The sequence below is a fragment of the Streptomyces siamensis genome, assembly GCF_039543605.1.
GTDB lineage: Bacteria > Actinomycetota > Actinomycetes > Streptomycetales > Streptomycetaceae > Streptomyces > Streptomyces siamensis.
Map to the genome: position 1 here is coordinate 13024 of NZ_BAABKB010000076.1, position 25727 is coordinate 38750.

Annotated in this window: 23 protein-coding genes; 11 read left to right on the forward strand and 12 right to left on the reverse strand. The window is 71.3% G+C overall.

Annotated elements, in window-relative coordinates; genetic code table 11:
• Positions 1-66 precede the first annotated feature (66 nt).
• Complete coding sequence (locus tag ABEB03_RS44930) at positions 67-2565, reverse strand: ABC transporter ATP-binding protein/permease (protein ID WP_095933367.1); 2499 nt, start codon at positions 2563-2565, stop codon at positions 67-69.
• A 241-nt stretch (positions 2566-2806) separates the two neighbouring features.
• On the opposite strand from ABEB03_RS44930, the gene ABEB03_RS44935 reads away from it, so the two are divergent.
• Together ABEB03_RS44935 and serB are read left to right on the forward strand one after the other, a co-directional pair.
• Positions 2807-4726, forward strand: coding sequence for a streptophobe family protein (locus tag ABEB03_RS44935; RefSeq protein ID WP_345658944.1), 1920 nt, complete (start codon positions 2807-2809; stop codon positions 4724-4726).
• A 196-nt stretch (positions 4727-4922) separates the two neighbouring features.
• Positions 4923-6134 (forward strand): phosphoserine phosphatase SerB, encoded by a 1212-nt coding sequence (gene serB / locus ABEB03_RS44940; protein WP_345658945.1) that lies wholly within the window; start codon positions 4923-4925, stop codon positions 6132-6134.
• Positions 6135-6205: 71 nt separating this feature from the next.
• Here the strand turns inward: serB and ABEB03_RS44945 are convergent, their stop codons facing one another.
• From ABEB03_RS44945 to ABEB03_RS44960, 4 genes are all read right to left on the reverse strand, one after another.
• Positions 6206-6724 (reverse strand): SixA phosphatase family protein, encoded by a 519-nt coding sequence (locus ABEB03_RS44945; protein ID WP_345658946.1) that lies wholly within the window; start codon positions 6722-6724, stop codon positions 6206-6208.
• 112 nt (positions 6725-6836) lie between these two features.
• Positions 6837-7052 (reverse strand): hypothetical protein, encoded by a 216-nt coding sequence (locus tag ABEB03_RS44950; protein WP_095933371.1) that lies wholly within the window; start codon positions 7050-7052, stop codon positions 6837-6839.
• 193 nt (positions 7053-7245) lie between these two features.
• Complete coding sequence (locus ABEB03_RS44955) at positions 7246-7362, reverse strand: SGM_5486 family transporter-associated protein (RefSeq protein ID WP_095933372.1); 117 nt, start codon at positions 7360-7362, stop codon at positions 7246-7248.
• Positions 7363-7554: 192 nt separating this feature from the next.
• The gene (locus ABEB03_RS44960) at positions 7555-8907 is read right to left on the reverse strand and encodes a CynX/NimT family MFS transporter (RefSeq protein WP_425589393.1); all 1353 of its coding nucleotides are present in this window, start codon (positions 8905-8907) and stop codon (positions 7555-7557) included.
• A 111-nt stretch (positions 8908-9018) separates the two neighbouring features.
• On the opposite strand from ABEB03_RS44960, the gene ABEB03_RS44965 reads away from it, so the two are divergent.
• On the forward strand, positions 9019-9714 hold the full coding sequence (locus ABEB03_RS44965; protein ID WP_095933374.1) for a FadR/GntR family transcriptional regulator: 696 nt from the start codon (positions 9019-9021) through the stop codon (positions 9712-9714).
• Here ABEB03_RS44965 and ABEB03_RS44970 read toward each other — a convergent pair.
• The 3 genes from ABEB03_RS44970 to fabG form a co-directional block, all read right to left on the reverse strand.
• Positions 9689-10072 carry a hypothetical protein gene (locus ABEB03_RS44970; RefSeq protein ID WP_345658948.1) on the reverse strand — a complete coding sequence of 128 codons (384 nt, stop codon included), beginning with the start codon at positions 10070-10072 and terminating at the stop codon, positions 9689-9691. The genes ABEB03_RS44965 and ABEB03_RS44970 overlap by 26 nt on opposite strands.
• Before the next feature lie 203 nt (positions 10073-10275).
• Positions 10276-11043 carry an enoyl-ACP reductase FabI gene (fabI, locus tag ABEB03_RS44975; RefSeq protein ID WP_095933376.1) on the reverse strand — a complete coding sequence of 256 codons (768 nt, stop codon included), beginning with the start codon at positions 11041-11043 and terminating at the stop codon, positions 10276-10278.
• 5 nt (positions 11044-11048) lie between these two features.
• Complete coding sequence (gene fabG / locus ABEB03_RS44980) at positions 11049-11753, reverse strand: 3-oxoacyl-[acyl-carrier-protein] reductase (protein WP_095933377.1); 705 nt, start codon at positions 11751-11753, stop codon at positions 11049-11051.
• 299 nt (positions 11754-12052) lie between these two features.
• Between fabG and ABEB03_RS44985 the strand changes: the two genes are divergently transcribed.
• Genes ABEB03_RS44985 through tyrS form a run of 3 tightly spaced genes read left to right on the forward strand, consistent with a single transcriptional unit; the run spans position 12053 to position 16288 of the window.
• Positions 12053-13576, forward strand: coding sequence for a TldD/PmbA family protein (locus tag ABEB03_RS44985; protein WP_345658949.1), 1524 nt, complete (start codon positions 12053-12055; stop codon positions 13574-13576).
• Complete coding sequence (locus ABEB03_RS44990) at positions 13573-14967, forward strand: metallopeptidase TldD-related protein (protein WP_345658951.1); 1395 nt, start codon at positions 13573-13575, stop codon at positions 14965-14967. The genes ABEB03_RS44985 and ABEB03_RS44990 overlap by 4 nt, the downstream gene beginning before the upstream one ends.
• A gap of 52 nt (positions 14968-15019) precedes the next feature.
• Complete coding sequence (gene tyrS, locus ABEB03_RS44995; RefSeq protein ID WP_345658952.1) at positions 15020-16288, forward strand: tyrosine--tRNA ligase; 1269 nt, start codon at positions 15020-15022, stop codon at positions 16286-16288.
• A gap of 66 nt (positions 16289-16354) precedes the next feature.
• Here the strand turns inward: tyrS and ABEB03_RS45000 are convergent, their stop codons facing one another.
• Positions 16355-16636: a GlsB/YeaQ/YmgE family stress response membrane protein gene (locus tag ABEB03_RS45000; RefSeq protein WP_095933381.1), complete on the reverse strand. Its 282-nt coding sequence runs from the start codon at positions 16634-16636 to the stop codon at positions 16355-16357.
• Between the two features lie 245 nt (positions 16637-16881).
• On the opposite strand from ABEB03_RS45000, the gene ABEB03_RS45005 reads away from it, so the two are divergent.
• Together ABEB03_RS45005 and ABEB03_RS45010 are read left to right on the forward strand one after the other, a co-directional pair.
• Positions 16882-17268, forward strand: coding sequence for a DUF3099 domain-containing protein (locus ABEB03_RS45005; RefSeq protein WP_345658953.1), 387 nt, complete (start codon positions 16882-16884; stop codon positions 17266-17268).
• A gap of 222 nt (positions 17269-17490) precedes the next feature.
• Positions 17491-17736, forward strand: coding sequence for a hypothetical protein (locus ABEB03_RS45010; protein WP_028803295.1), 246 nt, complete (start codon positions 17491-17493; stop codon positions 17734-17736).
• Here the strand turns inward: ABEB03_RS45010 and moaA are convergent.
• The 3 genes from moaA to ABEB03_RS45025 all read right to left on the reverse strand — a co-directional run bounded on the left by moaA (position 17733) and on the right by ABEB03_RS45025 (position 20950).
• A complete protein-coding gene (gene moaA / locus ABEB03_RS45015) occupies positions 17733-18722 on the reverse strand; it encodes a GTP 3',8-cyclase MoaA (RefSeq protein WP_345658954.1) in 990 nt (329 codons plus the stop codon). The genes ABEB03_RS45010 and moaA overlap by 4 nt on opposite strands.
• Positions 18723-18977: 255 nt before the next feature.
• Positions 18978-20597 carry a solute symporter family protein gene (locus tag ABEB03_RS45020; protein ID WP_345658955.1) on the reverse strand — a complete coding sequence of 540 codons (1620 nt, stop codon included), beginning with the start codon at positions 20595-20597 and terminating at the stop codon, positions 18978-18980.
• Positions 20594-20950, reverse strand: a complete 357-nt coding sequence (locus ABEB03_RS45025) for a DUF485 domain-containing protein (RefSeq protein ID WP_028803298.1) — start codon at positions 20948-20950, stop codon at positions 20594-20596. The genes ABEB03_RS45020 and ABEB03_RS45025 overlap by 4 nt, the downstream gene beginning before the upstream one ends.
• 375 nt (positions 20951-21325) lie before the next feature.
• Between ABEB03_RS45025 and ABEB03_RS45030 the strand changes: the two genes are divergently transcribed.
• The 3 genes from ABEB03_RS45030 (at position 21326) to ABEB03_RS45040 (ending at position 25714) form a co-directional block, all read left to right on the forward strand.
• Positions 21326-22852: a S8 family serine peptidase gene (locus ABEB03_RS45030; RefSeq protein WP_345658957.1), complete on the forward strand. Its 1527-nt coding sequence runs from the start codon at positions 21326-21328 to the stop codon at positions 22850-22852.
• A 200-nt stretch (positions 22853-23052) separates the two neighbouring features.
• Entirely contained in the window at positions 23053-24603 is a 1551-nt protein-coding gene (locus tag ABEB03_RS45035; RefSeq protein WP_345658958.1) for a CoA transferase, read from the forward strand.
• Between the two features lie 100 nt (positions 24604-24703).
• A complete protein-coding gene (locus tag ABEB03_RS45040; protein WP_345658959.1) occupies positions 24704-25714 on the forward strand; it encodes a CopD family protein in 1011 nt (336 codons plus the stop codon).
• Positions 25715-25727: the final 13 nt, after the last annotated feature.

The following is a 25727-nucleotide window of genomic DNA, read 5'->3' on the forward strand; positions in this document are numbered from 1 at the left end:
CCGACCGGGGTGCCGCCCTTCGCCCGTGCCGGCCGGTCCGCGTCCGCGGGCGGCCGGTCCACGCGACTACTTGCGCATGACCTCGGGCTCGTGGCGGCGCAGGAAGCGGGCGACGAAGAAGCCGCAGAGCACACCGAGGACGATCAGGGCGACCATGTCCAGGGTCCAGGCCCCGGCCGTGTGGTCCCACAGCGGGTCCGTGCTGCTCGGGTCGTCCTGGTTCGGGAAGATGTTGTTGAAGTCCAGCGTGGTACCGGAGGCGGCGACAGCCCAGCGGGCCGGCATCAGGTACGAGAACTGGTTGACGCCGGGCGTGCCGTTCAGGATGAACAGGCAGCCGGTGAAGACGACCTGGACGATCGCGAACATGACCAGCAGCGGCATGGTCTTCTCGGCGGTCTTCACCAGCGAGGAGATCACCAGGCCGAACATCATCGACGCGAAGCCGAGGGCCATGATCGGGATGGTGAGCTCGACCTTCGGCAGGCTCGTCAGGATCAGGCCCTCTTTCGGGACCGTGCGGCTGCCGAAGCCGATGGCGCCGATCAAGGCACCCTGCAGCATGGTGATCACGCCGAGGACGATGACCTTGGACATGAGATACGCGGAACGTGACAGACCCGTCGCGCGCTCCCGCTCGTAGATCACCCGCTCCTTGATCAGCTCGCGGACCGAGTTGGCGGCGCCGGCGAAACACGCGCCGACCGCGAGGATGAGGAGCACCGTCGTGGCCGTGCCGTTGGCGACGTGGAAGCCCCCCTTCGTGATGATCGGGTTGACCAGCAGCGTCTTGTCCGAGTCGATGAGCAGGCTCACCGCGCCCAACACCGCCGGCAGGATCACCGTCAGCGCCAGGAAGCCCTTGTCGGAGGCGATCACCGAGACGTAGCGGCGGATCAGGGTCATCAGCTGGGAGCCCCAGCTCTGCGGCTTCGGCGGCTTCATCGCCTGCGGCGGCGGCATCTGCGTCGACTGCGGGGCGACCGCGTCGATGTCCGCGGCGTACATCTGGTAGTGCTGCGAGCCCTTCCAGCGGCCCGCCCAGTCGTAGTCGCGGTAGTTCTCGAAGGCGGAGAACACATCGGCCCAGGTGTCGTAGCCGAAGAAGTTCAGCGCCTCCTCCGGCGGGCCGAAGTAGGCCACGGAGCCGCCGGGCGCCATGACGAGGAGCTTGTCGCAGATCGCCAGCTCGGCCACGGAGTGCGTGACGACGAGAACCGTACGGCCGTCGTCGGCGAGGCCGCGCAGCAGCTGCATGACGTCACGGTCCATGCCCGGGTCGAGGCCGGAGGTCGGCTCGTCCAGGAAGATCAGCGACGGCTTGGTGAGCAGCTCCAGGGCCACCGAGACACGCTTGCGCTGGCCACCGGAGAGGGAGGTGACCTTCTTCTCCTTGTGGATGTCCAGCTTCAGCTCGCGCAGCACCTCGTCTATGCGGGCCTCGCGCTCCTCGGTCGTGGTGTCGGCGGGGAAGCGCAGCTTGGCCGCGTACTTGAGGGCCTTCTTGACGGTCAGTTCCTTGTGCAGGATGTCGTCCTGCGGGACCAGACCGATGCGCTGGCGCAGCTCGGCGAACTGCTTGTACAGGTTCCGGTTGTCGTAGAGGACGTCGCCCTGGTTGGCGGGGCGGTAGCCGGTGAGCGCCTTCAGCAGCGTCGACTTGCCGGAACCGGACGGGCCGATTACCGCGATGAGCGACTTCTCCGGCACGCCGAAGGAGACGTCCTTGAGGATCTGCTTGCCGCCGTCGACCGTCACGGTCAGATGGCGGGCCGAGAAGGAGACCTCACCGGTGTCGACGAACTCCTCGAGGCGGTCGCCGACGAGGCGGAACGTCGAGTGGCCGACGCCGACGATGTCGTTCGGGCCGAGCAGCGCCGAACCGCCCTTGGCGATCGGCATACCGTTGACGTACGTGCCGTTGTGCGAGCCGAGGTCACGGATCTCGAAACGGCCGTCGGGCGTCGCGTGGAACTCGGCGTGGTGGCGCGAGACCTGGAGGTCGGAGACGACCAGCTCGTTCTCCAGCGCACGGCCGATGCGCATCACACGGCCGAGCGAGAACTGGTGGAAGGTCGTCGGGCTGCGGTCGCCGTAGACCGGCGGCGCCCCCGCGGCTCCACCGGGTCCCTGCTGCTGCGGCACGCTCGGTGCCGACTGCTGCGGCTGCTGCCAGCTCTGGTCGGGCGCCTGCTGCTGCGGCTGCTGAGCCCAGCCGGGGCTCGCGCCCTGCGCGGCGTACGGCTGCTGCTGGGGCTGCGCGACCGAGGCGGCGGCACCCGACACGTTCAGGCGCGGCCCGTCGGTCGCGTTGCCGAGGTGCACGGCCGAGCCCGGGCCGATCTCCATCTGGTGGATCCGCTGGCCCTGCACGAATGTGCCGTTGGTGCTGCCGTGGTCCTCGATGACCCAACTGCGGCCGCCCCAGCTGATCGTGGCGTGACGCCAGGACACCCTGGCGTCGTCGAGCACGATGTCCCCCTGCGGATCGCGTCCGAGGGTGTGTGGCCTGGACGCATCGAGCGTCCAGGTCCGTCCATTCAATTCCAGTACGAGTTCCGGCACTCCATGCCCCACTGAGTTGTCCCCCGAGTTACCCCCATCACAGGGAGTCTAGGGATGTCGAACATCGTGGGGAACTATTTCAGTAGGAGCCCCCTGACCGAAAGTCGGGCCTTGTGAAGGATGAGTACGGGCGGGTTGCCCGTTTCCGTTGACGGGGTTGAAACCGGCCCGGAGAGTGGTAATCCCACGCGAGGGGGACATCCGCGGTGGATCGCCGCGGCGCGGATCGGGGGGTCTGACGATGAGCATCGGGACCGCGGACCACGAGGCAGGCACCAGGAGCGTGCCGTGGCGAGACGTGGCACTGTCCGCGATCGCCTCCGTGAGCTGGGCGTTGATCGGCATGGCCGGTACGGCCGCGCTCGGTCTGCATCTGCTCGGGGCGGACTCGGCGGGCTCACTGGGGCCGATGACCGCGGCGGTGGTGGCACTTGGGGCGAACGGAGCGGTCAAGCCGTCGGGCGACGTGTCGGCCTTCGGCCTGAAGGGAGCGGAGGCGCACACCGCGATCCAGATCACACCGCTGGGCGTGGGCCTGGTCGGTGCGGTGCTGCTGGCCTGGTTCTTCCTGAGGTCCTTGCGCGGGGCGGGAGTTGTGATCTCTCCGCCCGAACTCCTCGCGCGCGGGGCCTCGGTGGTGGTGCTCTTCGTCGCCACGCTGGGCGGGCTCGCCTGGGCCGGCCATGACGTCATCACGATCGACGGGAGCAAGCTCGGGCTCGACCGGGTCGCGGGCGGGGGCGGACTCGGCGACATCACCGACAAACTCCCCGGCGGGCTGGGCGACCTGGGCGGACTGCTCCCCGACAAGATCGGCGACCTGGTCGACGCGAAGGCGGCCGTGGGGTTCACCGTCGACACGGTGCCCACGCTGCTGGGCGGTGCGGCGTGGGCGGCCGGGGTCCTGGTGATCGCTCTGCTGGCCTCGCGACGCACACCGCTGCCGCGTGGCTGGGAGGCCGTGCACCGCGTGGTGCGGCCGGCCGCCTCCGCGCTCGTCACGGTGCTGCTGGTCGCCGTCCTGGCAGGGCTCGCCGCGGCGGCGTACGCGGCGATCGGCGACGACCACCCCAAGCGGATCGCCGGGGCCGCCCTGCTCGGTGCGCCCAACGGCGTGTGGCTCGGTGTGCCCGTCGGCCTCTTCGTGCCGTGGGACGGCAGGGCCACGGGCGAACTCGCCAAGCTGCTCCCCGACCCGCTGGACCGGTTGCTCAGTGTCGACTCCGACCGGCCCGTCACCCTCGGCCGTCTCGCCGAACTCGACGGACGCGTGTGGCTGCTGGGTGTCGCGACCGCCCTCATGATGCTGTTCGCGGGCGTCCTGACGGCGACGCGTACGCCTTTTGTACGGGAGCCGGGTGCCGCCGACGCCGGAGGCGCGGCTGCCTCAGACGTACGGGGCGGAGGTGCCCTCTCCTTCGCAGGGCGCTGCGCTCTTCCGCTCGCGGTGGTGACCGCGGCCGCACTGCCCCTGATGGCGTGGCTGACGGAGGTGTCCGCGGACGCCTCGCTGTCGGTGCTCGGCTTCGACGCGTTCGGCGCGGGGATCGAGTTGCACGGACGCCTGGGCATCGCGCTGCTGCTCGGCGCCGCGTGGGGCGCGGGTGCGGGCGCGGCCGGGGCGCTGCTGGCGTACGCGAGCGGCGCCGCGGGACGACGTGCCGCGCCTTTGGCACTGGGTGACTTCGGGGGTCGCCCGGTGGCCGTGGCCGAGTTCGCCGTGCCCGCCGGGGAGTCCGGGCCGTACCGCCCGCAGGCCTCGTACCGGCCGCCGAACCCGGACACGAATCCCTATCTCCAGCTGCCGGAGGAGTTGCGGAGGCCGGGCGGCGCGAGGGCGCGCGGGCCCGCGCCGGGCACGGCACCCGGACGCGACGGGCAGCGCTCGCGGGGAGCCGGACCCAGGGACGGCGGACAGACCTCACGTGAAGCCGGACCGCGGGACGGCGGACCGCCCTCCGAGGGCACGCGGGCTCCGGGGAGCGGACCGGCGCCCGGCGATGTGTACGGTGCGCCGACGGTGGTCGGGCCCATCGGTCCGCCGCCTCCGCGTCGGCCCCGGCCGGGCGGGCAGGGGCTGGGCGGGACGCCACCGCCTCCCCCGCCGCCGCCTCCGGACGAGGGGACGCCCCCTCCGCGCCGGCCCCGCGGAGGACGCTGACAGGCGCGCGCCAGGCGCGGGCGTCCGACCGGCACGACCCCGTTCCCGCTGGGTGCGGGGGCCTTGCGCACGAGAGGGGAGCACGGCGTCGGCGGGCGGTCATGAGCGCGCCACTCAGGTGACATCCAGTGTTCCCCGTCCGCCAGGCGGACCAGGAAGGCGGAAGGCACTCGGTGCCGGATACGGTGGAAGCACCATGAGCGCTTCGCAGACCTCCGACGTCCCCACTCTCCTCGTCAAGATCTTCGGCAAGGACCGGCCGGGCATCACCGCCGGACTCTTCGACACCCTCGCCGCCTACTCCGTCGACGTGGTCGACATCGAGCAGGTCGTCACCCGTGGCCGGATCGTGCTGTGCGCGCTCGTGACCGAGCCGCACGTCGGGCTCGAGGGTGATCTGCGGGCCACCGTCCACAGCTGGGCGGAGTCGATGAAGATGCAGGCGGAGATCATCTCCGGTCACGGCGACAACCGGCCCCGTGGGCTCGGACGTTCGCTCGTCACGGTGCTCGGGCATCCGCTGACCGCGGAGTCGACCGCCGCGATCGCCGCGCGGATCACGAAGAGCGGCGGCAACATCGACCGTATCTTCCGGCTCGCCAAGTACCCGGTGACGGCCGTCGAATTCGCCGTGTCCGGCACGGAGACCGAGGCGCTGCGCACCGCGCTGGTGACGGAGGCGGCGGCGCTCGGTGTCGACATCGCGGTCGTCGCGGCCGGACTGCACCGCAGGGCCCAGCGTCTGGTCGTCATGGACGTGGACTCGACGCTCATCCAGGACGAGGTGATCGAGCTCTTCGCGGCGCACGCGGGCTGCGAGGCCGAGGTCGCCGAGGTGACGGCGGCGGCGATGCGCGGGGAGCTGGACTTCGAGCAGTCGCTGCACGCGCGCGTGGCCCTGCTCAAGGGGCTCGACGCCTCCGTGGTGGACAAGGTGCGCGAGGAGGTGCGGCTGACGCCGGGCGCGCGCACCCTCATCCGTACGCTGAAGCGGCTCGGTTTCCAAGTCGGCGTCGTGTCGGGCGGGTTCACCCAGGTCACGGACGACCTGAAGGAGCGGCTCGGGCTCGACTTCGCGCAGGCCAACACGCTGGAGATCGTCGACGGGAAGCTGACCGGCAAGGTCACCGGCGAGATCGTGGACCGGGCGGGCAAGGCACGGCTGCTGCGCCGGTTCGCCGCCGAGGCGGGCGTCCCGCTCGCGCAGACCGTGGCGATCGGTGACGGCGCCAACGACCTGGACATGCTCAACGCGGCCGGGCTCGGCGTCGCGTTCAACGCCAAGCCGGTGGTGCGCGAGGCCGCGCACACGGCGGTGAACTTCCCGTTCCTCGACACGGTCCTCTATCTGCTGGGCGTCACCCGCGAAGAGGTCGAGGCGGCGGACATGCACACGGACGACCACTGACCCGTCCGGTGATATGACGAAGGGGGTCCGGCATCCTGTGCCGGACCCCCTTCGTCACGAGGAGGGGTGGGTCACTCCGTCGGCGCCCAGTAGTCGACGAGCGTGGCCGCGCCGGGCTCCAGGGTCTTCCAGGAGCCGTCGAAGGTGAGCACCGCGAAGGCGGCGGCGGGGAACCCTCTGCTGTTCATCCGGGTGCGGGCGTCGCCCTCTGCCTGGCCGGCCAGGATCTCGGCGAGGCCGTGCACCCCGGGGTTGTGGCCGATGAGGACCACCTGGCGCGCGTCGTCGGGGGTTTCGTTGAGCACGGCGATCAGCTCGCCGGGCGAGGCTTCGTAGAGCCGCTCCTCGTAGACTGTTTTCGGCCGGTGCGCGAGTTCGTGGACCGCGAGTTTCCAGGTGTCGCGGGTCCGGATCGCGGTGGAGCAGAGGGCCAGGTCGAAGGTGATGCCGGTGTCGGCCAGCTTGCGTCCGGCGACGGCCGCGTCCATACGGCCCCGGTCGGCGAGCGGCCGCTCGTGGTCGGACACCTGCGGCCAGTCGGCTTTCGCATGCCGGAAGAGGATGATCCTGCGAGGTTCTGCGACGCTCATGCGTTCCAGCTTCGCATGAAACACGCCACGGGGCGCTGGGAGTTGACGTGCTCACCCGCCAGGGGTGACGAGGTCCCCCGGACGGCGCGGGCCGGGCCGGACCTGCGGTGACTCAGGGCGCCCGGTGCAGCACTGTCTGCTGCACCTGCTCGAAGACGTGGGTGATCGCCGGGTCGCCGCCCGCGGCGTGCGCGTCGGCGGGATTGAGGATCAGGAGCAGCAGGGTGACGAAGGCGAGCGTGGGCAGGGCCAGGGCCCACCAGGGCAGACGGATGTCGACGCGGCCCGGGGTCGCCGGGTGGGGCCGGGTGTGCGTTCGGGCCGACATGCCGCCTCCGTGGTCTTCGAGTGGTCCGTGACCGGCGTCCTCGCGGCCACATCTCGAAACTACGGACTCGGGGGCGCTCAACCCATCCGGTGATCCACCCACTTGACCCTGACACTCACCCCCTAGGGGACAGGGGGGTTAGCCCCACCATCGCGGTGGGACGCGTGACCCGGGTGGCCGAGGGGGCCTCGGGTCACGGCGAGGCGATCGACGCGATGATGCCGATGATCACGGTGATGGCCAGCATCGCTCCGAACACGAGCAGGAGCTTCTTCTGGCCGTTCTGGGGGTTCGGGTCGAGCGCAGGCATACGGCCAGTCTCGCACCCTTCGTCCGGGCCTCGGCGGGTGGGGTCCGGACGCCGGCCCCCAGTGCCACCGCGCGGGCCCCGCCGTCCCGCCCGGAGTCGTGGCCTCCTGCCCCGGGCCGCCTGCCGCGGGCCGCCTGCCCCGGCGGGCCACGGCCTCCCCCGCGGGCCATGGCCCGTCCGGGGGCCGCGGTCTCAGCCCTGTGCGCCTCGCGCCGCCGCCTCGTCCTCCACCGTGCGGTCGCGGCCGGCCAGGACGCCCACCGCCATCTGCGGGACCATCAGCGCGGCCATGAGGGCGAGCGGCAGGCCCCAGCCGCCGCTGTGCTGGTAGAGCACTCCCACGAGCAGCGGGCCCGGGATGGAGAGCAGGTAACCGGTGCTCTGGGCGAAGGCCGACAGCTTGGCGACGCCCGCCCCGGTCCTGGCCCGCATGCCGACCATGGTGAGCGCGAGGGGGAAGGCGCAGTTGGAGACGCCGAGGAGCAGCGCCCAGGCCCAGGCGCCGCCCGCCGGCGCGAAGTAGAGCCCGGCGTACCCGGCGAGCCCGCAGACGCCGAGGGCGAGCACGATCGGCCCCTGGTGGGGCAGGCGCGTGGCGAGGCGCGGAATGACGAAGGCCAGCGGAACGCCCATGACCATCGTGACGGCGAGGAGCAGTCCGGCAGTGCCGGCCGAGACGCCCGCGTCACGGAAGATCTGCGCCATCCAGCCCATCGTGATGTAGGCGGCGGTGGCCTGGAGCCCGAAGAAGACGGCGAGCGCCCAGGCCGTACGGCTGCGGGTGATGCGCAGCCCGTCCGGCTCGGAGCCCGCCGCCGCGGCGGACCCGGAGTCCGACCGCGCGCCCGCGGCACCGTCCCCGGAACCGGTGCGCCGGACGGGACCGGCACCGGCTTCCGCGTCCCGTGCGCGCACGAGCGGGAGCCACGGCAGCACGGCCGCCGCGGCGAGCCCCGCCCAGACCGCCAGCCCGGACTGCCAACTGCCGCCCAGGACATCGGTCATGGGGACCGTGACCGCCGCGGCGGCCGAGGTGCCGAGCGCCAGGGCCATCGAGTACAGGCCGGTCATGGAGCCGACCCGGTCCGGGAACCAGCGCTTGACGATGACCGGCATCAGGACGTTGCTGACGGCGATGCCCATGAGCGCGAGCGCGCTGGCGGCCAGGAAGCCGGCCGTGTTCCCGGCGTAGGGGCGGACGGCCAGTCCCGCCGCGATGGCGGCCATGCCCGCGCAGACGACCGCGCCCGGCCCGAAGCGGCGGGCCAGTCGCGGCGCCATGACACCGAAGACCGCGAAGCAGAGCGGCGGTACGGAGGTGAGCAGCCCGGCGAGGCTGCCGCTCATACCGAGGCCGTCGCGCACCTCTTCGAGGAGGGCGCCGAGGCTGGTGATCGCCGGACGCAGGTTGAGCGCGGTGAGGACGATGCCGACGACCACGAGTCGCGTCGTCCACGCGCGCGTGGCGGGCGATCGGGGTTCCGTGCTCCCTGCGGAGCTGCGTATCGGTGTGGACGTCATCGTCCGGGTCTCCTCGCTTGCCATGTCGCCCATCATAGAATCATGGGATGATTGGCTGTCCAATCCGCCTGCGTTAATCTCCGAGATCTCCGGCCCCGCGCGACCGACCTCACCGGGCCCGTACGAAGGACCGACATGCCGCTGAGCCACCCACGCCGTTCGGCCCTGTCCGAGCAGGTCATCGCCGAGCTGCGGACGCAGATCACCTCGGGCGAGTGGCCGGTCGGCTCACGCATCCCCACCGAGCCGGAGCTCGTCGAGCAGCTGGGCGTCGCCCGCAACACCGTCCGCGAAGCCGTGCGCGCCCTCGCCCACAACGGCCTGCTCGACATCCGTCAGGGCTCGGGCACCTATGTCGTGGCGACCAGCGAACTGGCCGGAGTGATGCACCGCCGCTTCGCGGACGCGGACCCGCGACACATCGCCGAACTGCGCTCCACGCTGGAGTCGAGCGCGGCGAAGCTGGCGGCCGAGCGGCGCACCGAGCGCGATCTCAAGCAGCTGGACACCCTGCTCCTGCGCCGCGAGGAGGCGTGGGAGTCGGGCGACACGGAGGCGTTCGTGACGGCGGACGCGACCTTCCACCTGGCGGTGGTGGCCGCGTCCCACAACGACGTCATGAGGGCGATGTACGCGGACCTGGGCGAGGTGCTCCGGGACTGGCTGCGCGAGGACGTCGGCGAGGAGCTGACGCCGGAGACGTACATGGACCACACGCGGCTCGTCGACGCGATCCGCACGGGCGACGCGGAGGCGGCGGCCACGGAGGCCGCGGGCTATCCGTTCCTGTGCCGTCCCGGGAGGTTCAGCTCGGCTGCTTCTGGTGACTGACCCAGACGGAGCGGATCTCCTTCCAGCACCGGCCGGTGAGCTTCACCGTGGCCGCGGCACCGGCGTCGGCCGGGGCGCTGTCGGTGTCGATGTCCCACCAGCGGTCGCACTCGACGTGCAGACGGACGCGGTCGGTGTCCACATAGGGGTTGTGGCAGTACGCGACGGCGTGCGAGCCGTCGATGGTGGTGCGGCACTCGGCGCCGAACGGTTCGGGATCGGCGGGTCGGCCGTCGTCGGTCGAGAGGTTCTGGGCGTCGTCGTGTCCCACGCGCGCGTGGGGTATCGCGTCGTACGGCACGGCCATCACGAGAGCGACAGCTGCGAACACCGGGGCAAAGCGGCGGGACAGGCGCACAAGGGGACCTCCTCGGCCGTACGGCTGCGGGGCGGTGCTACTCCAATCGTGCGTGCCGGGCCACCCCGGGCGCCCGGTCTGTTGGGCCGAACGGGGGACGCCCCGCCCCCCGCGGCTGCGGGGAACGGGGCGTCGGGTACGGGCGTCCGCGGGGGCGTGCCGGGAGGCTTCGGCGGCGTCCCGGGGCGACGCGTCGCGAGGTGTCAGGCGCCGATCGCGTGCAGACCGCCGTCGACGTGGATGATCTCGCCCGTGGTCTTCGGGAACCAGTCGCTCAGCAGGGCGACGACACCGCGGCCGGCCGGCTCCGGGTCCTTGAGGTCCCACTCCAGGGGCGCGCGGGTGTCCCAGACGGCGGCGAGCTCGCTGAAGCCCGGGATGGACTTGGCGGCCATGGAGCCGATCGGGCCCGCCGAGATGAGGTTGGAGCGCACGTTCTGCTTGCCCAGGTCCCGGGCGAGGTAGCGGTTGGTGGCCTCCAGGGCGGCCTTGGCCGGGCCCATCCAGTCGTACTGCGGCCACGCGTACTGGGCGTCGAAGGTGAGGCCGACGACAGATCCGCCGTTCTGCATCAGCGGCAGGCAGGCCATGGTCAGCGACTTCAGGGAGAACGCCGAGACGTGCATGGCCGTGGCGACCGACTCGAACGGCGTGTTCAGGAAGTTGCCGCCGAGTGCGTCCTGCGGGGCGAAGCCGATGGAGTGAACGACACCGTCCAGGCCGCCGAGCTCCTCACCGACGACGTCGGCGAGGCGGGCGAGGTGCTCCTCGTTGGTGACGTCGAGCTCGATGACCTTGGTGGGCTTGGGGAGCTTCTTGGCGATGCGCTCGGTCAGCGTGGGCCGCGGGAACGCGGTCAGGATGATCTCGGCACCCTGCTCCTGGGCCAGCTTGGCGGTGTGGAAGGCGATGGAGGACTCCATCAGCACACCGGTGATCAGGACGCGCTTGCCCTCGAGAATTCCGCTCATGGTGATCAGTGACCCATTCCCAGTCCGCCGTCAACGGGGATGACGGCTCCAGTGATGTACGAGGCGTCGTCCGAGGCGAGGAACCGCACCGTCGCGGCGATCTCCTCGGGCTGCGCGTAGCGGCCCAGCGGCACCTGCGACACGATGCCCGCGCGCTGGTCGTCGGTGAGCGCCTGGGTCATGTCGGTGTCGACGAAACCGGGCGCGACGACGTTGAAGGTGATGTTGCGCGAGCCGAGCTCCCGGGCGAGGGAACGCGCGAAGCCGACCAGGGCGGCCTTGGAGGCGGCGTAGTTGGCCTGCCCCGCCGAACCGAGCAGTCCGACGACCGACGAGATCAGGACGACGCGGCCCTTCTTGGCGCGCAGCATGCCGCGGTTGGCGCGCTTGACGACGCGGAAGGCGCCGGTGAGGTTCGTGTCGATGACCGAGGTGAAGTCCTCCTCGGACATGCGCATCAGGAGCTGGTCCTTGGTGACGCCGGCGTTGGCGACGAGGACCTCGACCGGGCCGTGCTCGGCCTCGATCTCCTTGTAGGCCTGCTCCACCTGCTCGGTGTCGGTGATGTCGCACTTGACGGCCAGGAAGCCGGACGGCGGCTCACCGGAACGGTATGTGATCGCGACCTTGTCGCCGGCGTCGGCGAACGCGCGGGCGATGGCGAGGCCGATGCCCCGGTTTCCTCCGGTGACGAGAACCGAGCGGCTCAACGGATCACCCTTTCGATAGCGGACTGAACCCCTGCAAGACAGGCGCCTTCCTCGGAAACCTATCGGTCCGGCAGGCCGCTCGGAGAATCGGGCACCGACAGTGGCGCCGGGGAGTCGCTGTCGGGTCCCTACAGAAATCCCTGCTCGGCGGGGCCGGGACCCGGCCGGCCCCGCCGAATCCCGCGGCCCGCCGGACGTACCGGCGCGAAACCTGCGCCTGCTGGAGGAAAGGCATGGCCGCCGGGCCCGCCCGCGCGACATGATCGGATCCGACAGGCCACGACAGCAGGGAGACCTCGGTGCCTCATTCCATCGACGAAGCCTTCACGGCGCTACCGCTGCGCGCCCTGGCCGACGCCGCGCTCGCGCGGGCGCGGGCCCTGGGCGCCGAGCACGCGGACTTCCGCTTCGAGCGGGTGCGCAGCGCGTCCTGGCGGCTGCGGGACGCCAAGCCCGCCGGGTCGTCGGACACCACGGACCTCGGGTACGCGGTGCGGGTGGTGCACGGCGGGACCTGGGGCTTCGCGTCAGGTGTGGACCTGACGATGGACGCCGCCGCGAAGGTCGCCTCGCAGGCCGTGGCGATGGCGAAGCTGTCCGCCCAGGTCATCAAGGCCGCCGGGTCCGAGGAGGTCGTGGAGCTGGCGGACGAGCCCGTGCACGCCGAGAAGACGTGGGTCTCCTCGTACGACATCGATCCCTTCTCCGTGCCCGACGAGGAGAAGGCCGGGCTGCTCACGGACTGGAGCGCGCGGCTGCTGGCGGCCGACGGCGTCAACCACGTCGACGCCTCGTTGCTGACCGTGCACGAGAACAAGTTCTACGCCGACACCGCCGGGACCGTGACCACCCAGCAGCGGGTCCGGCTGCACCCGCAGCTCACGGCCGTCGCCGTCGACGAGTCCAGCGGCGAGTTCGACTCGATGCGCACCCTCGCGCCGCCGGTCGGGCGCGGCTGGGAGTACCTGACGGGCACCGGCTGGGACTGGGAGTCGGAGCTCGCGCAGATCCCGGAGCTGCTCGCGGAGAAGATGCGGGCGCCGAGCGTCGACGCCGGCGTGTACGACCTCGTGGTCGACCCGTCCAACCTGTGGCTGACGATCCACGAGTCCATCGGGCACGCCACCGAGCTGGACCGCGCGCTGGGCTACGAGGCGGCGTACGCCGGCACCTCCTTCGCCACCTTCGACCAGTTGGGCAAGCTGCGGTACGGCTCCGAGCTGATGAACGTCACCGGCGACCGCACCGCCGAGCACGGACTCGCGACCGTCGGGTACGACGACGAGGGTGTCGCGGGGCAGTCCTGGGACCTGGTCAAGGACGGCACGCTCGTCGGCTACCAGCTGGACCGGCGCATCGCGCGGCTGACCGGCTTCGAGCGGTCCAACGGCTGCGCGTACGCCGACTCCCCCGGGCACGTGCCCGTGCAGCGCATGGCCAACGTGTCACTCCGGCCGGACCCGGCCGGGATGTCCACCGAGGACCTGATCGGCAGCGTGGACCGCGGCATCTACGTGGTCGGCGACCGGTCCTGGTCGATCGACATGCAGCGCTACAACTTCCAGTTCACCGGCCAGCGCTTCTTCAAGATCGAGAACGGCCGGCTCACCGGTCAGCTGCGGGATGTCGCGTACCAGGCCACGACCACGGACTTCTGGGGTTCGATGGCCGCGGTGGGCGGCCCGCAGACGTACGTCCTGGGCGGTGCCTTCAACTGTGGCAAGGCCCAGCCGGGCCAGGTCGCCGCGGTCTCGCACGGCTGCCCGGCGGCCCTCTTCAAGGGCGTGAACATCCTCAACACCACGCAGGAGGCCGGTCGATGACCGCTCGTACGAACAAGCCGCACGAGGTCGTCGAGCGCGCCCTCGAACTGTCCCGCGCCGACGGCTGCGTGGTGATCGCCGACGAGCAGTCCACGGCGAACCTGCGCTGGGCGGGCAACGCGCTCACCACGAACGGCGTCACCCGCGGGCGCACGCTGACTGTCATCGCGACCGTCGACGGCCGTGAGGGCACCGCGTCCGGGGTCGTCTCGCGCTCGGCCGTGACCGCCGACGAGCTGGAGCCGCTGGTGCGGGCCGCCGAGGCCGCCGCGCGCGGTGCCGGTCCCGCCGAGGACGCACAGCCGCTCGTGACGGGGGTGCCGGAGTCCCCGGACTTCACGGACGCGCCCGCCGAGACGTCGTCCGCCGTCTTCGCCGATTTCGCGCCGGCGCTCGGCGAGTCCTTCGCCCGCGCCCGGCACGGCGGCCGCGAGCTGTACGGCTTCGCCAACCACGAGCTGGTCTCCAGCTACCTGGGCACGTCGGCCGGGCTGCGACTGCGGCACGACCAGCCGAACGGCACGCTGGAGCTCAACGCCAAGTCGCCGGACCGTACGCGGTCCGCGTGGGCGGGGCGCTCGACCCGGGACTTCAAGGACGTGGACCCGGCGGCGCTGGACGCGGAGCTGGCGGTGCGGCTCGGCTGGGCGGAGCGGCGCGTAGAGCTGCCCGCGGGACGCTACGAGACGCTGCTGCCGCCGACCGCCGTCGCCGACCTGCTGATCTACCAGATGTGGTCGGCCGCGGCCCGGGACGCGGCCGAGGGCCGCACCGTGTTCAGCAAGCCCGGGGGCGGCACCCGCGTCGGCGAGAAGCTCACCGACCTGCCGCTGACGCTGCGCAGCGACCCGAACGAGCCGGGCCTGGAGTCCGCCCCGTTCGTCCTCGCGCACTCCTCGGGGGACGACGCCTCCGTGTTCGACAACGGGCTGCCGCTGGCCGCGACGGACTGGGTGCGCGAGGGCACCCTGCACCGTCTGTCCACCACCCGGCACAGCGCGGACCTGACCGGGCTCCCGGTGGCGCCGTCGATCGGCAACCTCGTCCTGGACGGGGGCGAGGACCGCTCGCTGGAGGAGATGGTCGCCGCCACCGAGCGTGGTCTGCTGCTGACCTGCCTGTGGTACATCCGCGAGGTCGACCCGGCGACGCTGCTGCTGACCGGGCTGACCCGGGACGGCGTCTACCTCGTGGAGAAGGGCCAGGTCGTCGGCGAGGTGAACAATTTCCGGTTCAACGAGTCGCCGGTGGACCTGCTGGGGCGGGCCACGGAGGCGGGCCGCACGGAAAAGACATTGCCGCGTGAATGGAGCGATTGGTTCACTCGTGCTGCGATGCCGGCGCTGCGGGTGCCGGACTTCAACATGAGCTCGGTCAGCCAGGGCGTGTGACCCGCCTAGACTGGCCGGTGCCCAACCTTCGCTTTCAAGGAGACACAAGACCGTGACGGACATCGTCGACGAACTGAAGTGGCGCGGGCTGATCGCCCTCTCCACGGACGAGGACGCATTGCGCAAGGCGTTCGCGGACGGTCCCGTCACGTTCTATTGCGGCTTCGACCCGACCGCGCCCAGCCTGCACCTCGGCAACCTCGTGCAGATCCTGACGATGCGCCGCATCCAGCAGGCGGGCAACCGTCCGCTGGGCCTGGTCGGTGGTGCCACCGGTCTGATCGGTGACCCGAAGCCGAACTCCGAGCGCACGCTGAACGCGCCCGAGGTCGTCGCCCAGTGGGTGGAGCGGCTGCGCGCCCAGATCCAGCCGCTGCTGGACTTCGAGGGGCCGAACGCGGCGGTCATGGTCAACAACCTGGACTGGACCCAGGGCCTGTCGGCCATCGAGTTCCTGCGTGACGTGGGCAAGCACTTCCGCGTCAACAAGATGATCACCAAGGAGGCCGTCGCCCGGCGCCTGGAGTCCCAGGAAGGCATCAGCTACACCGAGTTCAGCTACCAGATCCTGCAGGGCATGGACTTCCTGGAGCTGTACCGCAGGTACGGCTGCACGCTGCAGACCGGCGGCAGCGACCAGTGGGGCAACCTCACGTCGGGCACCGACCTGATCCACCGGGTCGAGCCGGACGCCGTGGTGCACGCGCTGGGCACTCCGCTGATCACCAAGGCGGACGGCACCAAGTTCGGCAAGACGGAGTCGGGCACGGTCTGGCTCGACCCCGAGATGACCACGCCGTACGCGTTCTACCAGTTCTGGCTGAACGCGGACGACCGGGACGTCTCCAAGTTCCTGCGCATCTTCAGCTTCCGGTCCCGTGAGGAGATCGAGGAACTGGAGAAGCAGACCGAGGAGCGTCCGCAGGCCCGCGCCGCGCAGCGTGCGCTGGCCGAGGAGCTGACGACGCTGGTGCACGGCGCCGACCAGACGGCCGCGGTGATCGCCGCGTCGAAGGCCCTCTTCGGCCAGGGCGAGCTGGCGGAGCTCGACGAGAAGACGCTGGCCGCGTCCCTCTCCGAGCTGCCGCTCGTCCAGGTCGCCGAGCTCGGTCCCGTCGTGGACCTCTTCGCGGAGGTCGGCCTGGTGGCCAGCAAGTCGGCCGCGCGCCGCACGGTCAAGGAGGGCGGCGCGTACGTGAACAACGTGAAGGTCGTCGGCGAGGACGCGGTCCCCGCCAAGGAGGACCTGCTGCACGGGCGCTGGCTCGTGCTGCGCCGCGGCAAGAAGAACCTGGCGGCCGTCGAGGTCACGGGCGGCTGAGCCGCAACACGCACGAAGGGGGCGGTCCCGTCGGGGCCGCCCCCTTCGCCGTGCGTACACGCCGCCTCAGGCGCGCTGCTTCCTCTTGTTGCCCCACACCGCCATGTAGGCCATGTCGCCGAGGAAGACGATGATGATCGCCGCCACGAGCTGGAAGGCGTGCCGGCTCCAGTCGATGCCGCGGGTCTCGGCGACGCCCAGCCCCTGGGCGATCGCGTTGCCCGCGATGGCGCCGAGCATGCCGAAGATGGTGGTCAGCCAGAGAGGGCTGTGCTGCTTGCCCGGGAGGACCGCCTTGGCCAGCAGACCCAGCACGAACCCGACGATGATGGCCCACAACCAGCCCATGCCTGCCTCCTAGTGCGGCTCCATATGAGCAGTACGCCCAGTCTCGGCCTGTCCGCCATACGGCGCATGTCGGGCGGCGCCGTACGCGCTACGGCGCATCCGGCCCACCCCGTCGGGTCTCCGCCCCGGTCTCGAAGGCGGCGCAGCCGCGGCGTAACGTGGAGCTGTTCGGACCTGCTTCCTCGACGGGGTCCGGGACGGGTACGGACCGGGGAGCGTCCGACACAGGCGGGTGGTGGAACGTGATGCGGAAGCAGAGCAATGGCCAGGTCTTCCGGATCACCGGAGCCAGGCAGGGACTGGACGAGGACGTACGCGGACGGCAGCGCCGCTACGTCATCTCGATGTCCGTGCGCACGGTCTCCGTGATCCTTGCGGCCACCCTGTGGAACGTGGAGCGGCACGTCGCGATCGTCGCGCTGGTGCTCGGTTTGGTGCTCCCCTACATCGCGGTGGTCATCGCCAACGCGGGGCGCGAGAACGCGCCGTCGCTCCCCTCGACATTCGTCGCCGCCCCCACCCGTCCGATGATCGCGCCGCCGCGTGAGGACGACCCTTCGGAAGGCGTTCCGGAGGACGTCACGGCCGATCCCGGCACCGGTTCGCGGACCGAGCGACAGGACATGAACTGACCCCGGCCCGGCCACCGGGACTCGTTCCGAAACGGAACGCCGTCGCGCATCAAGCTCAAGAAAAGCTCAGATCAATCATGTTGTTCCGGTGCCGGGCGACGGGTTACCCGTGACATACTTCGTACGCGCTCCGCATCCCCCGTCGGAGCGACGGACCGACGCCGGGCAGCTCCCCCCGTGGCTGCTCGGCGTCGCCTTTTGGGGGCCGTCTAGGGTTGAGGCGTGAACCTCCCGCTGCCCGATCCGTCATCCGCTCCCGCCACCGCGCAGTGCTCCGCCAAGGGCTGTCGTGCCGACGCCGTGTGGGTGCTCGCCTGGAACAATCCGAAGCTGCACACGCCGGAGCGGCGCAAGACCTGGCTCGCGTGCGAGGAGCATCGCGAGCACCTGTCGCAGTTCCTCGGTGTGCGCGGGTTCCTCAAGGACGTCGTGAAACTGGCGGACTGGGAAGCGCCCGAAGGGGCCTAGCCGCCGATCGCGGACATCGGTCGGTCGGGCTGGAGGAACGACGGGTCGTCCAGGCCCGAGCCCGCCTTCTTGCCCCACATCGCGAGCCGCCAGATGCGGGCGATCTCCTCGTCGGGGGCGTCCGAGCGCAACGCGGCCCTCAGGTCGGTCTCCTCGGTGGCGAACAGGCAGGTGCGGATCTGGCCGTCGGCCGTGAGCCGGGTGCGGTCGCAGGCCGCGCAGAACGGGCGGGTGACCGAGGCGATCACACCGACGCGGTGCGGTCCGCCGTCGACGAGCCAGCGCTCGGCGGGGGCGGAGCCCCGCTCGCCGGAACCTTCCGGGGTGAGCTCGAACCGGGTGCGCAGCGAGGCGAGGATGTCACCGGCGGTGACCATGCCCTCGCGCTTCCAGCCGTGCTGGGCGTCGAGGGGCATCTGCTCGATGAAGCGGAGTTCGTAGTCGTGCTCCACCGCCCAGGCGAGCAGGTCGGGTGCCTCGTCGTCGTTCAGTCCGGGCATGAGGACCGAATTCACCTTGACCGGGGTCAGCCCGGCGTCCCGGGCGGCTTCGAGGCCTTCCAGGACGTCCTTGTGGCGGTCACGGCGTGTGAGGGTCTTGAAAACGTCGGGGCGCAGGGTGTCCAGCGAGACGTTCACCCGGTCCAGGCCCGCCGCCTCGAGGGCCGTCGCGGTGCGCTTCAGACCGATGCCGTTGGTCGTCAGGGACATCTGGGGGCGGGCGTCGAGCGCGGCGACCTGCTCCACGATTCCCACCAGACCGGGGCGCAGCAGGGGCTCACCGCCGGTGAAGCGGACCTCGGTGATGCCGAGGTCGGTGACCGCGATGCGTATCAGCCGGACGATCTCGTCGTCCGTGAGCAGGTCCGGCTTGGACAGCCACTGCAGGCCCTCCTCGGGCATGCAGTACGTACAGCGCAGGTTGCAGCGGTCCGTCAGCGAGACCCGCAGGTCGGTGGCCACCCGGCCGTAGGTGTCGATGAGCACGTGGGCCCCCTCCCGCTATGCGGATCACTTTGCCTGACACTGCGAGCCTACGTGACGGGACCGACATCGACAGCGGCCCGATCCCACGAGGTGCGACGCGACCGCGTCGTAGGGATCTACGACGCGGTCGCGAGCGGTGCGGTCCGGATGGGGACCCGGTGCGGTCCGGATGGTGACCCGGTGCGGTCCGGATGGTGACCCGGTACGGTCCGGGCCGGGGCCCGGTGCGGTGCCGGTGGCCGGGGCGGCACGTGCTCAGTGCGCCCCGGTTCCGGTGAGCGAGCGGACCTCCAACTCCGCGTACTTCCCGGCGTCCGGCTCCTCCTTCGACAGGATCGTGCCGAGCCAGCCCAGCAGGAAGCCGACCGGGATCGAGATGAGCCCCGGGTTCTCCAGCGCGAACCAGTGGAAGTCGACGTCCGGGAACATCGAGGTGGGCTTGCCCGACACGACCGGCGAGAACAGCACCAGGCCGACCGCGGTGACCAGACCGCCGTAGATCGACCAGAGGGCGCCCTGCGTGGTGAACCTCTTCCAGAACAGGCTGTAGAGGATCGTCGGCAGGTTGGCCGAGGCGGCGACGGCGAAGGCCAGTGCGACGAGGCCGGCGACGTTCAGGTCGCGGGCGAGGGCACCCAGCAGGATGGACACGGCGCCGATGCCGACCGTCGCGTACCGGGCGGCCTTCATCTCCTGCTTCTCCGACGCCTGGCCCTTCTTGATGACGTTCGCGTAGATGTCGTGCGCGAACGACGAGGACGAGGCCAGCGTCAGTCCCGCGACGACGGCGAGGATCGTGGCGAAGGCGACGGCCGAGATGGAGGCGAGGAGGATCGCGCCCCAGTTGGAGTCGACGCCTCCCAGATGCAGCGCGAGCAGCGGGGCCGCCGTGTTGCCCGCCTTGTTGGAGGCGATGATCTCGTCCGGTTTGATCAGCGCGGCGGCGCCGAAGCCGAGGGCGAGGGTCATCAGGTAGAAGGCGCCGATGAGGCCGATCGCCCAGTTCACGGACTTCCGCGCGGTCTTGGCCGTGGGCACGGTGTAGAAGCGGATCAGGATGTGCGGCAGGCCCGCGGTGCCGAGGACCAGCGCCATGCCCAGCGAGATGAAGTCCAGCTTGGTGGTGGAGGTCGCGCCGTACTTGAGCCCGGGCTCCAGGAAGGGCGCGCCCTTGCCGCTGTTGTCGGCGGCCTTGCCGAGCAGGTCGGAGATGTTGAAGTCGAACTTCAGCAGGACCAGGAAGGTGAGCAGGAGGGCGCCGACGATGAGCAGCACCGCCTTGACCATCTGCACCCAGGTGGTGCCCTTCATGCCGCCGATGGTGACGTACACGATCATCAGGACGCCGACGAGGGCGACGATGCCGACCTTGCCGCCGTCGCTGGTGATGCCGAGGAGCAGGGACACGAGGACGCCCGCGCCCGCCATCTGGGCCAGCAGGTAGAAGATCGAGACGACGATCGTGGAGGTGCCCGCGGCGGTGCGCACCGGGCGCTGGCGCATGCGGTAGGCGAGGACGTCGCCCATGGTGTACCGGCCGGAGTTGCGCAGCGGCTCGGCGACCAGGAGCAGGGCCACCAGCCAGGCGACCAGGAAGCCGATGGAGTAGAGGAAGCCGTCGTAGCCGAAGAGGGCGATCGCGCCCGCGATGCCGAGGAAGGAAGCGGCGGACATGTAGTCGCCGGAGACCGCGAGGCCGTTCTGGAAGCCGGTGAACTGACGGCCGCCCGCGTAGAAGTCGGAGGCGTCCTTGGTCTGGCGGCCGGCCCATACGGTGATGACGAGGGTCGCGGCGACGAACACCGCGAACAGGGTGATGATCAGCGGCCGGTGCTCGCTGGCCTCGCCTGCGGCCAGGGTGATCGCGGGGCTCATGCGCCGCCCTCCATCCGGGACTTGATCGCCTCGGCCTTGGGGTCGAGCTTGGCGGCGGCGTGCCGCGAGTACCACCAGGCGATGAGGAACGTGGTGAGGAACTGACCGAGGCCGAGCACCAGGGCGACGTTGATGTTGCCGAACAGCTTGGTGCCCATGAAGTCGCCCGCGTAGTTCGACAGCAGGACGTACAGCAGGTACCAGACGATGAAGCCGACGGTCAGCGGGAAGGCGAAGGAGCGGTAGGAGCTGCGCAGTTCACCGAATTCGGCGCTCTCCTGCACCTGGACGAACTCCTCGGTGGAGGGGAGGGGTGTTCCGGCTTTCGAGGGTGGCGGTGCGTCGGTGGCCACGTTGTCTCCTCGCGTTGCGGGTGCTGTTGCGACGGTGGACGGGGGCGAGCCGGGGCTCGCGGACGGGGACGGCTCGCTTGCGGACATGCAGTTCTGACCTCACAGTGATATGGATCACATGACGGAGCGTGAGCATAAGGCTCTCGTAAGTGATCCTTCAGGGGGCTCGATCGTCCTCGGGCTCCCTGCTCAAGGTCACGGCGCCACGCGTGGACCGGTTCAACTCCCCCGACTTCTTTCGGAAGTCATCGCCGGAAGTCGTTGCTGCCCAGCTCGGACCGGGGATAGCTTTCGCCCTGCACCACTCCGTCATGCACCTGCCCGGGCACCACCTGTGTTCGGGCAGCTTCGTTTTCCGGATGATGTGGAGATCCCATGGCTCATCTGCGATCCAGACGCCGCCTCGGCCTCGCCGTACCGGTCGTGCTGTCGCTCACCGCCTCGCTCGGCTTCCTGCCGGGTGCCGCCTCCGCCGCCCCTCTCGGCGCTCCCGCCGCGACCACCGCGGACGGACCCAACCTGTCGTACGTGGTCAACACCCGGACGGACCACCGCACGATCGAGTCGGTGACGAAGGCGATCAAGGCGGCCGGTGGCAGTGTCGTCATCGCGTACGAGCAGATCGGTGTGATCGTCGTCCACTCCGCCGATCCGGACTTCGGGAAGCAGATCCGGAAGGTGCGCGGAGTGCAGTCCGCGGGTGCGACGCGCACCTCGCCGCTGACGCCCGCGGGGACGACGGACGAGGGTTCCGCGCAGGTGCTGTCGGCGGCCGAGGCCGCCAAGGTCTCACGCGCCGCCACGGCGGACGAGGAGCCCCTCGAGGCCGATCAGTGGGATCTGCGGGCGATAGGCGCCGACAAGGCGGCGAAGATCAACCCCGGCAGCAAGAAGGTGACGGTCGCCGTGATCGACGTCGGCGTCGACGACACCCACCCGGACATCGCCCCGAACTTCTCGCCGTCGCAGTCCGCGAACTGTGTGGGCGGCAAGCCGGACACCACGTACGGTTCCTGGCGTCCTGTCGACGCCGACCACTACCACGGCACGCATGTCGCGGGCGAGATCGCGGCGGCCCGCAACGGCGTCGGTGTCGCGGGTGTCGCGCCCGGCGTGAAGGTCTCGGGCATCACGGTGGCCCAGCCGGACTCCACGCAGCTCTTCTACCCCGAAAGCGTCGTCTGCGCCTTCGTGTTCGCCGCCGACCACGGTGTCGAGATCACCAACAACAGCTACTACGTGGACCCGTGGCTCTACAACTGCCTCGACGACCCCGACCAGCGGGCCATCGTCGACGCGGTGAACCGGGCCCAGACGTACGCCCAGAAGAAGGGCACGCTGAACGTCGCCGCGGCCGGCAACTCCAACGACGACCTCGACTCCGACGCCCTCACCGACGCGTCCAGCCCCGACGACTCCACACCGGTCACCCGCACCGTCGACCCGCACAAGTGCTTCGACGTGCCGACCCAGTTGCCGGGTGTCGTCACGGTCAGCTCTACCGGTGTGAAGGGCGCCAAGTCGTACTTCTCCAGCTACGGCGACGGCGTCATCGACGTGTCCGCGCCCGGCGGCGACCGGTACCAGATCCCGGACACGCCGTCGAAGAACGGCCGCATCCTGTCCACCATGCCCAACAACCAGTACGGCTACCTCCAGGGCACCTCGATGGCGACGCCGCACGTCGCCGGTGTGGCCGCGCTGCTGAAGTCCAAGTACCCCTGGGCCGGCCCGGCACAGCTCCAGGCCCTGCTCAAGGCGCAGGCGGACAACCCGGGTTGCCCGACCGACCCGTACGACGGGAACGGCGACGGCGTCGTCGACGCCACCTGCTCGGGCGGCAAGCGTGTGAACGGCTTCTACGGCTGGGGCATCGTCAACGCGCTGCGAGCGGTCAAGTAGCCGTCACCGCACGACCGGTCGCGCCGTGAAGGCGGCACGACCACGACGAACGGGCCGGGCGGTGCGACCGCCCGGCCCGGTTCGTCCACGGGGCAGGAACTCCTCGGACGGGCGCGAAGAGCCGCGCCCGCCCGGAGGGCGGCCGCCTCTCATGTTGATCCGGTCCACCCTGCATAGTCCCTGGTATGAAGCATTCGCCGATGGCTGCTGTGTGGGAGGGACTGGGCGGCGATCCCGCGCTGCTCTCCCGGGTGTCGACCGTGCCGCGTGAAGGCGTCCTGGAGTCGCGGCTCCCCGTACGTGACATGGCCCGGGCCTGCGTGGGCGGCTGCGCGCTGGCCGCGGCCGAGCTCGGGGCGCTGCGGGCGGGGCGCTCGGACGTGCCGGAGGTGCGGGTCGACGACGGGGCCGTCGCGACCGCGTTCGTCAGCGAGCGGCATCTGCTGATCGACGGGCGGGCGCCCGTCACCTTCGCGCCGGTGTCGCGGTTCTGGCGCACCGCCGACGGCTGGGTGCGCACACACGCCAACTACCCGCACCACCGGACACGGCTGCTGGGCGCGCTGGGGCTGCCCGGGGACGCCTCCGTGGACACGGTCGCCGCGCATCTCGCGGAGCGGTCCGCCGTGGCGGTGGAGGACACGGTGTACGCCGCCGGGGGCCTCGCCGTCGCGCTGCGCACGGCCAAGGAGTGGAGGGCGCACGAACAGGGCGCCGCCGTGGCGCACGGACCGCTGCTGAGCCGGGAACGACTGGACGACGCGCCGGTACGCCGGCTCCCCGCGCTCCCCGCGCTCCAAGGTGATCCGCTGCTGCCCGCGGCGGGACTGCGCGTCCTCGACCTCACCCGGGTGATCGCGGGCCCGGTCGCCACCCGGACGCTCGCCCTGCTCGGTGCCGACGTGCTGCGCGTGGACGCGCCGCGGCTGCCCGAACTCGCCGACGCGCACGCCGACACGGGCTTCGGCAAGCGGTCCGCCGTCCTCGATCTCGCGACCGACCGGCGGGCCTTCGAGGAGCTGCTCGCCGCCGCGGACGTCGTCGTCACCGGGTACCGCCCGGGCGCGCTGGACCGGTTCGGTCTTTCGCCCGAGGCGCTGGCCGAGCGCAGGCCAGGACTGGTCGTGGCGCAGCTGTCGGCCTGGGGCGACCGCAGTCCGTGGGCGGGGCGCCGGGGTTTCGACAGTCTGGTGCAGGTCGCCACGGGCATCGCCGCCGTCGAGGGGTCGCCGGAGCGGCCGGGCGCGCTGCCCGCGCAGGCGCTCGACCACGGGACGGGATATCTGCTGGCCGCGGGAGTGCTGCGGGCGTTGACGGAGCAGGCCGGTGACGGCGGCAGCCGGTCCGTGCGACTCGCCCTGGCGCATACGGCGGCCTGGCTGCTGGACGGGACGGACGGCGTGGACGACACCACGGGCGGGGTCGTGCGCGCGAGGGCGAGCGCGGGCACGAACGGGACGGTGCCCGGGAACGGGACCGTGCCCGCGGGCGAGAACACGGCCGCGACCAGGACCGTAGCCGTGAGCGGGACGGGCGGTGCGGGGCAGGCCGACGACGCGGGCGGGACGGACAGCGCGGGGGCCGCCGACGACGCGGGCCGATACGCCACCCCCGATCCGTGGCTCGCCGTGTCGGACAGCCCGCTCGGACGTCTCAGGTACGCCCGCTCCCCCGTCTCGTTCGCCGGCGGACCGGCCGACTGGGCGCGGCCGCCGGGGATCTGGGGTGCGGACGCGGCCCGGTGGTCATGAGCGTCCCGCCGACCGGAAACGTACCTGTGGACGGAATGGTGCTGCACCAGTTGTTCCTCCGTGCTTGCCCGCATCAGCGGCGCCTGGTGAGGATCGTGAAGTGACGTCGACGAGACCGACGGCCCGGTCGGCGGACGCGGGCGGGCCGGCCCGGCCGGGCTCCGCCGGCCGGGCCGTCGCCGTGCTCGCCCTGGTGGCCGTGGCCGCCCTGATACCTCTGCTGGGCCCACGGGGCGCGTTGCAGGGGACGGGCGAGGCGGCGGCACCCGGCGCCGGCGGCATAGCCCTGCTGCGTACGGTGCTGTTCGCCGCGCTGTGCGTGCCCGTGGGCGAACTCCTCGCGGCCCGGCTGGCCCGCCGTGTGCCGGGCGCCCCGCCGGCGGACACGCCACGCAGCTGGGCCCCCCTCGCGGCCGTCGCCGGGCTCGTCGCCTCCCTGGGGCTGGCGTCGGTCGTCGCCACGGGCAATCTGCTGCCGCACCACCTCTCCGACATGGACGTCGGAGGGCTGTACCGGACCAGGGACGGCAAGTCGGCGCTCCTGGAGGTCAACGCCTTCGCGGTCGCCTGGCTGTGCGCCCGCTCGCGCCGGCCGGCCGTCCGGGCATGGCCGTCGGCCGTGGTGGCGGTCGCGGAGGCGCTGCGCGTCCACCCCGCGGCGGAGCACCACCCGCTGATCGGCTCCGGCCTGACCTTCCTTCACGTGACCTGCGCGGCGCTGTGGGTGGGCGGTCTGCTGCACGTCCTGCGACTGCTGCGGACCTGGCGCCCGGCGGAGGCCGGGGCCGCGCTCCTCGGCCTCTACGCGCGCGTGGCGGCCGTCCTGTTCGCGGTGCTCACCGCGACGGGCACGTGGAGCGCGCTGCGCCGCATGCCGCCGGGCACGGTCCTGGAGCAGCTGACGGCGACGGCGTACGGGCGCACCCTGCTCGCCAAGGGGCTCGTCGTCGCCGTCGTCGCCGTCCTGGCCCTGTGGGCCCGTCTGCGGCTGCGCCGGGAGGCGGACCCGCTGGGGGCCTGCTCCCCCGCGCGCGCGGAGGTCGTCGCGCTGGGCGTGGTCGTCGCGGTCTCGGGCGTACTGACGGCGCTGCCGCTGCCCATCAGGTGGTGACCACGGCGACGGT

Coding starts and splice junctions, on each gene's coding strand:
- fabI (WP_095933376.1), bottom strand. CDS start 11,043: ATGAGCGGAATTCTCGAGGGCAAGCGCGTCCTGATCACCGGTGTGCTG.
- ABEB03_RS44960 (WP_425589393.1), bottom strand. CDS start 8,907: ATGGCAAGCGAGGAGACCCGGACGATGACGTCCACACCGATACGCAGC.
- ABEB03_RS44965 (WP_095933374.1), top strand. CDS start 9,019: ATGCCGCTGAGCCACCCACGCCGTTCGGCCCTGTCCGAGCAGGTCATC.
- ABEB03_RS44935 (WP_345658944.1), top strand. CDS start 2,807: ATGAGCATCGGGACCGCGGACCACGAGGCAGGCACCAGGAGCGTGCCG.
- ABEB03_RS44955 (WP_095933372.1), bottom strand. CDS start 7,362: ATGCCTGCGCTCGACCCGAACCCCCAGAACGGCCAGAAGAAGCTCCTG.
- ABEB03_RS44950 (WP_095933371.1), bottom strand. CDS start 7,052: ATGTCGGCCCGAACGCACACCCGGCCCCACCCGGCGACCCCGGGCCGC.
- ABEB03_RS45030 (WP_345658957.1), top strand. CDS start 21,326: ATGGCTCATCTGCGATCCAGACGCCGCCTCGGCCTCGCCGTACCGGTC.
- ABEB03_RS45000 (WP_095933381.1), bottom strand. CDS start 16,636: ATGGGCTGGTTGTGGGCCATCATCGTCGGGTTCGTGCTGGGTCTGCTG.
- ABEB03_RS45005 (WP_345658953.1), top strand. CDS start 16,882: ATGCGGAAGCAGAGCAATGGCCAGGTCTTCCGGATCACCGGAGCCAGG.
- ABEB03_RS44990 (WP_345658951.1), top strand. CDS start 13,573: ATGACCGCTCGTACGAACAAGCCGCACGAGGTCGTCGAGCGCGCCCTC.
- ABEB03_RS45020 (WP_345658955.1), bottom strand. CDS start 20,597: ATGAGCCCCGCGATCACCCTGGCCGCAGGCGAGGCCAGCGAGCACCGG.
- serB (WP_345658945.1), top strand. CDS start 4,923: ATGAGCGCTTCGCAGACCTCCGACGTCCCCACTCTCCTCGTCAAGATC.
- ABEB03_RS44945 (WP_345658946.1), bottom strand. CDS start 6,724: ATGAGCGTCGCAGAACCTCGCAGGATCATCCTCTTCCGGCATGCGAAA.
- ABEB03_RS45035 (WP_345658958.1), top strand. CDS start 23,053: ATGGCTGCTGTGTGGGAGGGACTGGGCGGCGATCCCGCGCTGCTCTCC.